Annotated in this window: 6 protein-coding genes; 3 read left to right on the top strand and 3 right to left on the bottom strand. The window is 69.7% G+C overall.

Annotated features, from left to right (window positions below; genetic code table 11):
* The coding region (locus tag P2P98_RS04815; RefSeq protein WP_275797711.1) for an AAA family ATPase at positions 1 to 3354 on the bottom strand (3354 nt) is incomplete at its 3' end.
* Between the two features lie 199 nt (positions 3355 to 3553).
* Between P2P98_RS04815 and P2P98_RS04810 the strand changes: the two genes are divergently transcribed.
* Complete coding sequence (locus tag P2P98_RS04810; protein WP_275797709.1) at positions 3554 to 4087, top strand: methylated-DNA--[protein]-cysteine S-methyltransferase; 534 nt, start codon at positions 3554 to 3556, stop codon at positions 4085 to 4087.
* 144 nt (positions 4088 to 4231) lie between these two features.
* On the opposite strand, the gene P2P98_RS04805 is transcribed toward P2P98_RS04810, so the two are convergent.
* Both P2P98_RS04805 and P2P98_RS04800 read right to left on the bottom strand, forming a co-directional pair.
* Entirely contained in the window at positions 4232 to 5848 is a 1617-nt protein-coding gene (locus P2P98_RS04805) for a cation acetate symporter (RefSeq protein ID WP_275797707.1), read from the bottom strand.
* The gene (locus P2P98_RS04800; protein WP_275797705.1) at positions 5845 to 6198 is read right to left on the bottom strand and encodes a DUF485 domain-containing protein; all 354 of its coding nucleotides are present in this window, start codon (positions 6196 to 6198) and stop codon (positions 5845 to 5847) included. The genes P2P98_RS04805 and P2P98_RS04800 overlap by 4 nt, the downstream gene beginning before the upstream one ends.
* Positions 6199 to 6342: 144 nt before the next feature.
* Between P2P98_RS04800 and P2P98_RS04795 the strand changes: the two genes are divergently transcribed.
* Both P2P98_RS04795 and P2P98_RS04790 read left to right on the top strand, forming a co-directional pair.
* Positions 6343 to 7194, top strand: coding sequence for a LuxR C-terminal-related transcriptional regulator (locus P2P98_RS04795; protein WP_275797703.1), 852 nt, complete (start codon positions 6343 to 6345; stop codon positions 7192 to 7194).
* A 136-nt stretch (positions 7195 to 7330) separates the two neighbouring features.
* Positions 7331 to 7598 (top strand): Fe-S cluster assembly protein HesB (locus tag P2P98_RS04790; protein WP_275797701.1); only part of this gene is annotated, 268 nt, incomplete at its 3' end.

Genomic DNA, 7598 nt, shown 5'->3' with positions numbered 1-7598 from the left:
GCGGCTCTCGCGGCCGCGCGACGCGACCGAGCCGAGGATCCCCATGAGGGTCGCTGCGCCGTGTTCGAGGCGACCGTCGTCGAAAGCGGACGGGCGGATCGACGACACGATCACCATCGAACGCCGGGCCCGGGTCATCCCCACCGTGAGCAGACGCTCCCCGTCGGGGGTCGAGAGGTCGCCGAAGTCGCTGAGGACGCGGCCGTGGCGCGTGAGGCCGAAACCGAGCGAGAACACCACGCGGTCGCGGCTCTCGGCCACGGACTCCTCGAGAGTGAGCACGGCGAAGGGCTCGGCGGCATCCCGAGACACGAAGGCCGCGACGTCGGAACGGCCCGCGAGCGCCGCCTCGACGGAGGCGCGCACGCGCTCCGCGTGGGTGCGGCTCGCGGTGACGACCATGAGCGATTCGGACGCGCGGTTGACCGCGTGCTCGATGACGATGCTGACGACGCGGGCGACCTCGGCATCCGGACTCTCGACGGCGCCGCTCACCGGGTGAGGGGCTCCCACGCCGTTCTCGACGTAGTCGACGCTGAGGCTGCCGCGGCCGAGGTACGAGCCGGCCCACGGGAGGGAAACGATCTCACCGCCGTAGAACGCATCGTTGACGAGCTGCGCCAGATCTTCGCCGCCCGCGCGGTAGCTGCGGGTGAGCGTCTCGACGGGGAGGAGCTCGGCGATGCGCTCGAAGACCGAGACCTCATCGAAGGGCACGTCGTCGGCGTCGTCAGGAGCGGGGGCGATCGACGCGCTGACGCGGAACGGGGTCGGCTTCTGCACCACCGGGTCGCCGAACAGCACGACCTGCCGAGCCCGACGGAGGGCCGGTGCGGCCTCCGCGAGGCACAGGGCGGCCGCGTCCGCGATGATGACGACGTCGAAGGCGAGGTCGGTCGGCACATCCGGAACCTCGTACGGCGAAGCGAGCCACACGGGCGCGAGGGTACGCAGCAGGGTCGGCGCGGCATCCGAGATCTCGGTCGCGGTGTGCAACCCGTCCTTCAGAGAACGCTTGAGCGCCGCGGCCTCGTCGGGGTGATCGACGATGCCGATGCGCCACTGCTTCGCCAGCTCGGCAGCCAGCAGCGGACCCGCGGCGGCAGCGTGCGCCTCGTCGACGAGACGGAAGTCGCGCTCGAGACGATCGACCACGGCGGTGTTCGCGCCGAGCAGCGCGCGGTCGGTGCGCAAGAGGTGCTCCAGCGCCGACTGCCACCACGCGAACTCGAGTTCGTTGCCCACGCGCTCTTCGGGAACGTGGCGGACCGACAGCTCGACCAGCAGCGGCTCGAGCCCGAGGCGGGCGAGCTCGGAGCGCAGCTGCGCACGTTCGACGAGATTGTCGAAGAACGTCGACTCGGCGGCGAGACCCGCGAGCGTGCGCACGAGCTCGTGCACCGGCAGGGTCGCGAGGCGCTCCGACCCCTGACGGCCGAGGATCTGATCGAGTTCGCCGAGCAGGGCGTCGACGCGCTGCCAGGCGACGTGCACATCAGCGAGGCCCAGGGGCACTTCGGGCGTGACGCCGGCCTCGACGACGCGCTGCCACTCGGTGCGTTGCTGCTGGATCCGCACGAGCGCTTCGTACATGTCGGTGACGTGGACGCCGGGGCGCACGTACTCCTTCGACAGGCGCTTGAGGCGACGGCGGTTCGGGCCGCTCATCGGCGACGCGTCGCGACGCGGTGAGTGGGCGTCGATGAGTTCGCCGAGCGGGCGCTCGAAGACGCTCGGGCTGAAGCGGTCGAGCGACTCGCGGATGCCCTGAAGGAGCTTCAGGTACGCGCCGAGCTCGGACACCGTCTGGAACGGACGCATGCGCGTCTGCGCGATGAGCTCGTATCCGCGCTCGAGGAGGCGCGGTACGTCGTTCGTGTGGAGCTTGCCGGCGAGGTCGTGCGCCGCTCTCGCGTCTTCCGTGCGCGTGAAGCTCACGCCGTACCACGGGGAGTCGTCGGGTCCGAAACGGAACTCGCCCAGACGCGCGGCCATCGCCAGCGCCCGCGCGGCCGCATCGCGGCGCCCGGCGAGTCGTTCCATGGTCGCCAGATCGAAGCGGGCGGCGGTCGACGGCGGCGGGGAGGTGGATGCCAGAGCCGTGAGCGCACGCAGAACGTCGAGGGCCGAGACCCCCAGCGCCAGGTGCGGCTCCGTCACAGCCGAGCGGTAGTCGCGGAGGACGGTGCGCAGGCGGAGCAGCGCGTCGTCGATCTCGGCGACCTTGGGCTGTTCGGCCTTCTCGTTGCGGCCGATCGCGCGAATCAGGTCGCGGCGCACGTGGTTCGGGGAGACCGCGAGTCCCGTGAGACCGACCCCGGCGAGGCGGTGACGGATGCCGTCGAGCGTGGAGCGGCGGGCGCTGACGACGAGGACGCGCTTTCCGGCGTGCACCAGCTGTCCCACCGCGTTGATCACGGTCTGGGTACCACCGGTGCCGGGGAGCGTGTGGACGGCGAGCGAGTGGCCCGCGGCGATTCGGGCGAGGACGCGTTCCTGCTCGGCGTCCGCGTCGAGCAGGAGGGTGTCGGACGCCGGCGGGCGCTCGTCGGGGCTGACGATGACGGGGTCCTCGCGGCGCACGGTGATCCGCGCACGGTCGTCCGGGTGCCCGGCGAGGGCGTTCAGGAGCGTGTCGTCGAGATGCTGCGTGTCGCGGGCCATGCCCGAGCCCACGTCGGCGAACGACGAGATGACCAAGCGCGGGTGCACCACGAACGTCGGGACGTGCGTGGTCAGGCGACGGATGTGATCGATCACCGGCTGCGGCTTGAACACGCCCTGGTCGTAGGCGAGGCCGGCGAGAGCGGCACTGTCGATGTGGATGCCTAGGTGGCTGCGGAATGCGCGGGCCAACTCGGGGTTCATCACGAAAGCGCCGTGCAGCTTCAGCTCGAAATCGCCGTTGTGGCGACGGATCGCGAGGGGCCGGAGCAGAACGGGCGAGGACCACTCCACTCCCCCGATCTTCCACGCGGCGAGACCCACGGCGAGATGGACGGGCTCGAGGCCGCGCGCGGTGCGCAGCTCGACGTTCTTCGCCGTGATGCGCTCGGCCGCCAGTCGCGCGGTGCGCAGTGCCACCTCGTCGCGGAAGAGGTTGGAGAGCAGCGTCGCCCGACCGGTGATGAACTGGGGCAGCGACCCGGGGTGAGCCTTCGTGATATCGATGCCGGCGTCGAGCGCGTCGTCGAACCGCAGCAGCGTGGATCGGCCACCCAGGGCGGCCGCCTCGGCGCGGATGCGATCGCGCTCGGGGTCGGCGACGTGGCGGACCACGATGCCGGGCTCCGACAGTCGCAGCTCGCCCGGATCGACGGTCGACGAGGGAACGTCTCCGTCGGCACCGCTCACGGTGTCCTCCTCAGCTCGCCACACACCTGCCAGACTAAGCCGGGCATTCCCGGATGGGGCGTAGCCGGGGCGGGTTTTGCGGGAATCCGCGAAACGCCGTCGGATCGGCTCTTCCTCCCCAGGATGCCGAATCGCCGGGCTGTCCCCCTTTCGCGATGCCGCCCCGACGGACGGTCCGCCCCGTCACGAGGATGAGCACATGAACACAGTCACCAGCACGGAATACGACAGCCCCGTCGGCCCGATCCTGCTCACTTTCGTCGACGAGGCCCTGGTGCGGCTCGACGTCGCGCACGACGGGATGGACCTCGCTCGGGCGGAGATCGCGCAGCGGCTCGGGGTTCTCCCCGAACCCGAACCCGAGGGCGCTGTCGACCTGCGGACGCAGCTCGACGAGTACTTCGAGGGCGAACGCCGACACTTCGACGTCGCGCTCGACTGGAGGCTGGTGCAGGGATTCACGCGCACTGCGCTCCAGGCCACCGTCGAGATCCCCTACGGCGAGATGGCGTCGTACGGCGAGGTCGCAATCCTGGCGGGTGCGCCCGGAGCAGCGCGGGCCGTAGGGACGGCGTGCGCGAAGAGCCCCTTCTCGATCGTCGTCCCCGTTCACCGCGTGGTGCGCGCCGACGGATCGATCGGCGAGTACGGCGGACACCCCGAGGTCAAGGAGTACCTGCTGTCGCTGGAGAATGACGTCGTACTCCGTGAAGGACTGCGCGGGGCCGGGTGACGCATTCGCATGCGGCGAGGTGGACGGGCGCGGCGACGATCAAGGCCCCGCACGACAGACCCGAACGCTTTCGGTGAAACGGGAAGCGCCCGGCCCGACGGCTGGTGCCGACGAGACCGGGTGCTCCCGATCCGAACGGGATCGTCAGTGGCTGGACGCCTTCTCGGCGCCGAAGCCGGTGAGCGAGCGGACGTCCATCTCGGCCGCCTTGCGCGCGTCCTCGGCGCGACGCGAGGTGATCGACCCGAGCCATCCGAGGAGGAACCCCAGCGGGATCGACACGATGCCCGGGTTGTTCAGCGGCCAGACCGCCACGCCGGTGTTGACGAACACGCTGGTGGGCGTGCCCCAGAACACCGGAGACAGGACGATCAGCACGAGAGCCGAGCCGAGACCGCCGTACATGCTCCACACTGCGCCGCGCGTGGTGAAACGGCGCCAGAAGAGCGAGTAGAGGATGGTCGGGAGGTTCGCGGACGCCGCGACGGCGAAGGCCAGGGCGACCAGGAAGGCGACGTTCTGCCCCTGCACCCCGATGCCTCCGACAATCGCGAGGACGCCGATGACGATGACGGTGCGCCGCGCGACCTTCACCTCTCCGTCGGGCGGAACGTCCCCCTTCTTCACGACGCTCGCGTAGATGTCGTGAGCGAAGGAGGCAGCCGCGGTGATGGTCAGACCGGCGACCACCGCGAGGATCGTCGCGAAAGCCACGGCCGAGATGAATCCGAGCAGGATCGGTCCGCCGAGGGCGAGGGCGAGCAGCGGAGCAGCCGCGTTGACGCCTCCCGGCGCCGCGAGGATGGCATCCGGTCCGACGAGGGCACCCGCACCGTAACCGAGCACGAGGGTGAGGATGTAGAACAGCCCGATGAGCCAGATGGCCCAGACCACCGAGCGGCGTGCCTCTTTGGCCGTGGGCACCGTGTAGAAGCGCATCAGGACGTGCGGCAGACCCGCAGTGCCGAGCACGAGCGCCAGCGCGAGGGAGATGAAGTCCCACGGGTTCTTGCCGTACTGCAGACCGGGAGCGAGCACCGCCTCACCCTTCGGCGATGCGGCGACGGCGGCCTCGAGGAGCGTGTTGAGGTTGAACCCGTTGATCGCGAGCACCCAGATCGTCATGACGACGGCGCCGCCGATCAGCAGGAACGCCTTGACGATCTGCACCCACGTGGTCCCCTTCATCCCGCCGATGAGCACGTAGACGATCATGAGCAGGCCCACGACCGCGACGACGATGGACTGCCCGAGACGCTCGGTGATGCCGAGGAGCAGCGAGACGAGTCCGCCGGCGCCCGCCATCTGCGCCAGCAGGTAGAAGAAACACACCGCGAGGGTCGTGATGGCCGCGGCCATCCGCACCGGGCGCTCCCGCAGCCGGAAGGAGAGCACGTCGGCCATCGTGAACTTGCCGGTGTTGCGCATGAGTTCCGCGACCAGCAGCAGTGCCACCAGCCACGCGACGAGGAAGCCGATCGAGTAGAGGAATCCGTCGTACCCGTTGATCGCGATCGCGCCGACGATTCCCAGGAAGGAGGCCGCCGACAGGTAGTCGCCCGCGATGGCGAAGCCGTTCTGCGGCCCCGTGAAGGAACGCCCGGCGGCGTAGTAGTCCGCCGCCGTCTTGCTGTTGCGGCTGGCACGGATGACGATGAACAGCGTCACCGCGACGAAGGCTCCGAAGATCGAGATGTTCAGAACCGGGTTGTTCTCGACCGTCTGAACGGCGGCGTGGACGGTGCCGAAGACCTCGTTCACTTCGACCCCCGCTCCGTGCGCTCGAGCTCGTCACGCAGTTCTTCGGCGATGGGGTCGAGCCGCCGGTTCGCGTAGGCGACGTATCCCATCGTGATCGCGAAGGTCGTGACGAACTGCCCGAGGCCGAACAGCAGTCCGACCGTCACCGCACCGAATACGGGCTGCGCCATGAACGCCGGAGCGAACGACGACAGCAGCACGTAGACGAAGTACCAGACGAGGAACGCGACGGCGAGCGGGAAGATGAAGCTGCGTTGACGCTTCTTCAACTCGCGGAAGCGGGGCGATTCCTCAACCGTGATGTAGTCGACGCCGCCCCCGCGAGCGGGGTCGATCCTTCTGTCCGTCATGTGGCCTCCTTGCCTCATGGGACCGGTGCAACCTCGCACCGATGGGGGGATGGTGACCCGGGATCGTGGTAGCGCTCCCGGTGGTAGGGTCGACGCTACGAAAGGCGGCGACGCAGCCGTCACCCCCGGAAGTAGGTAGTTCTCGTGGGAGCACCGACTCTTCTTCGCGACGACGCGACGCTGGTGTCGCACGCTGTCACCGAACTCGCGCGCCGCACCCATTTCCCCCTCGCGTTCGGCGGTCTGGAGCACGACGGAGCCGTCCACGTGTCGACGATCGTCGGTGCGCGCACGCGCAGCATCGAGGGCCTGGTCGTCCGCGCCGAGCGCGGCCTCGGCGGACGGGCCCTCGTCGAACGACGACCGCGCATGACACTCGACTACCGCACGGCGCGGTCCATCACCCACGATTACGACCGGGCCATCCTGGGCGAGGGAATAGCGACGCTGTTCGCCGTGCCCGTCCTCGTCCGCGGTCATGCGCGAGGCGTGCTGTACTGCGGGTCGTGGGCACAGGCCCCGGTCGGCGAGCTCGAGGCGCGACCCGCTTTCGACGTCGCCGGTGAGCTCGGCACCGAACTGCGCGTCCGCGAAGAAGTGGATCGGCGCCTCTCGAGCATGCCGGTGGGCGACACCGGGCTGAGCGTCGGCGTGCGTGAGGAGATCCGCGAGAGCTATGCGCAGTTGCGCAGCATCGCCGCGACGGTCGGTGACGACGACGTGCGCCGGCGGCTCGAGGAGCTCGAGGCACGGTTGGCCGCGCTCACCGGCGACGCTCCCCGCTCCGTCGAGGACGCCGACATCCACCTGTCGCGCCGCGAGATCGATGTCTTGGCGTGCGCGGCCGTCGGTTCGACGAACGGCGAGATCGCGGCATCCCTCCACCTCCGCGAGACCACCGTGAAGTCGTATCTCGCGTCGGCGATGGCCAAGCTCGACGCCTCGACGCGGCACGCCGCGGTCGCTCGGGCGCGGCGCGCGGGTCTGCTGCCCTGATCGCCGCACGGGCCCTTCGTGTGACCTCTGAGCGCTCGGTGGGAATCCCCTGGAAATGGATGCCAGAGGTTGAGAGCCGCGCGGATTCTCGGCATCGTGGCTGGCTCCTGTCGTCGACAAAGAAGGAGAGCCACGAATGCTGACGCTCACCGAAGAGGCCACGACCGCCGTCAAGACCATCACCGCGCAGTACCCCGACGCCGCTCAGGGCGGGGTGCGCATCGAGGGCGCGGGTTCGCCCGAGTCGCAGTTCACGCTGTCGGTCGTCGACGGTCCGCAGCCCCAGGACGCCGTCGTCGAGAACGCCGGCGCGCGCGTGTTCCTCGACACCGATGCCGCCGCCGTGCTCGATGACCGCGTCCTCGACGCGCAGATCGACCCCCAGGGCTCGGTGCAGTTCGCGG

The sequence above is a fragment of the Microbacterium sp. Kw_RZR3 genome (assembly GCF_029222405.1).
Taxonomy (GTDB): domain Bacteria; phylum Actinomycetota; class Actinomycetes; order Actinomycetales; family Microbacteriaceae; genus Microbacterium.
This window is presented reverse-complemented; position numbering and strand designations above follow the sequence as displayed.

Excerpts from the sequence above, each read along its gene's own strand:
- P2P98_RS04800 (WP_275797705.1), bottom strand. The coding sequence starts at position 6,198 with ATGACGGACAGAAGGATCGACCCCGCTCGCGGGGGCGGCGTCGACTAC.
- P2P98_RS04810 (WP_275797709.1), top strand. The coding sequence starts at position 3,554 with ATGAACACAGTCACCAGCACGGAATACGACAGCCCCGTCGGCCCGATC.